This is a genomic window from Micromonospora maritima, from assembly GCF_902825405.1.
Taxonomy (GTDB): Bacteria; Actinomycetota; Actinomycetes; order Mycobacteriales; family Micromonosporaceae; genus Micromonospora; species Micromonospora maritima.
On the sequence record NZ_CADEAU010000751.1, the window covers coordinates 1 to 1,957 of the forward strand.

General features: G+C 77.0%; 2 protein-coding genes. Both read right to left on the reverse strand.

Features of this window, described 5'->3' with window-relative positions:
• The coding region (locus HUW36_RS31885; RefSeq protein ID WP_174531458.1) for a phosphotransferase at positions 1-1,271 on the reverse strand (1,271 nt) is incomplete at its 3' end.
• Position 1,272: 1 nt separating this feature from the next.
• Positions 1,273-1,956, reverse strand: coding sequence for a TVP38/TMEM64 family protein (locus HUW36_RS31890; protein ID WP_174531459.1), 684 nt, complete (start codon positions 1,954-1,956; stop codon positions 1,273-1,275).
• Position 1,957: the final 1 nt, after the last annotated feature.

The window sequence follows — 1,957 nt, forward strand, 5'->3', positions numbered from 1 at the left end:
AGGCCGGTCGTCCCGCCGAGGTCGACGCCACCGGCGGCGGCCACCTGCGCGGTCAGCGCCCGCTCGTCGGGTCCGCCGGTGACCAGCACCCGGTGGCCGTCGGCGGCCAGCGCGGCGACGATCTCCGCACAGCGCCGGGGCGGGCAGGCGCGGGCGGGCACCGACGCGCCCGGATGCACCACGACGTAGTCGCCGGCCGGCCGGTCCGGGACCGGCCCCGCCAGGTCGGTGCGCAGGCGGAGTGCGGGTTCGTCGTCGGGGGGCAGGGGGTAGCCGGCGGCGGCGGCGAGGGAGAGGGCGCGTTCCGGCTCGGGTACGCCGGCGGGGACGCGGTGGCGGACGTCGAGCAGGGCGCCGGGGTAGTCGTCGCTGATGGCGCTGATGTGGGGGATGCCGGCGAGGCGCAGGAGCAGGGCCAGGGGCAGGGGTGACTGGTGGAAGCTGGTGAAGATGACGGCGTCGTCGGCGCCGACGGCGGCGAGCCGGGCGGTGAGCCGCCGCATGTCCTCCGGATCCACCGGCTCGGGAGATCCGTCGATCCACGGCAGCGACCATTCGACGATCTCGTCGACGCCGGGGAGGAGGTCGGCGGCGGCGCGGCCGCGGGGGCCGCAGAGCAGGACGACCCGGTCGGCGCCGGCGGCGATGCCGCGCCAGGTGCCCTCGACCTGGTCGAGCAGGACACCTGCCAGTTCGTCGCGGGGGAGCAGGCGGCCGCTCGGCCCTTCGTAGGCGTCGCAGAGCAGCCGGCAGCGGCGGCCCAGCTCGGCCGGGTCGGCGTCGCCGCCGAGGGTGGCCCAGTGCCAGCCGGCGAACGCCACGTCCTCGATCCGCCGCCCCGGCGCGGCCAGGTCCCAGTCCAGCAGCGCCACCGGGGTCGGACCGTCCGGGCCGTCCCGGTACACCGTGTTCTTCGGCGACAGGTCCCGGTGGCAGACCGTCTCGGCGTCGGCGGCCAGATCGGTGCCGGCGCAGGCGTCGTGCAGCGACCGGACCAGGCCGGCGAGCCGGGTCAGTGCGGCGTCGCTGAAGAAGGCCGCGTCCTCCCGGTCGCGCCAGGGCACCCGGCCCTCGACGTGGGAGAGCACCTGGCGACCCCGCTCGTCCACCCCGAGGTACGCGGGCGCGACCCCGGGCGCGGTGGCCGCCAGGTGGCGCAGCAGCGCGGCGACGAACGTGGCGTTCGCCGGTGGGGTCCGACGGACCGTGTCGCCGACGCGGACCACCTCGGCGACGAAGCCGCCGGGCAGCGTCTCCCCAAAGCCGGTCACGTCAGCTCGGGCCGAGCCGGCGGTGCCGTTCGGCCCGCCACCACCGGTGGATGATCAGCACACTGGCGATCAGGCCGAGACTGGCCGGCGCGGCCGCGTACCAGTTGATCGAACCGGGACTGCTCACCGCCGCGCCGATCGCGGCGTAGCCGATGGCGGTGGGGGCGGAGGCGATCACGCTGCCGGCGAGGAACGGCAGGACGCGGGCCGCCGTGGTGCCGTAGCCGTAGCTGACCAGCCCGAAACCGGCGATCGGCAGCAACCGGACCGTGATCACCCCGAACACGCTCTGCCGGGCGAACCAGCCGTCGAGGCGGGCCAGCCGACCGCGTACCCGCTCGGCGACGAAGTCACGGCCGAGCAGCCGGCCGACGGCGAAGCCGAGCGCCGCCGCGAGCAGCGCCGCGCCGAGCGCGTACGCGGCGCCCTGCACCGGACCGAAGATCGCGCCCGCGGCCAGCGTCACGAACGTGCGGGGCACCAGCGCCACCAGCAGCAGCGCGCCGCCGACCACGGCCGCCACCGGACCGTAGCCGCCGAGCGCGTCGGCGAGCCGGGGCAGGTCGGCCGGGTCCGGCCGGGGCACCAACAGCAGCGTCACGCCGAACCCGGCGAGCAGCATCAGGAGCAGCCCGAACCGGCGCGCCGACGGTTGCCGCAGCAACCCGACGAGCCGGCGGGCCACC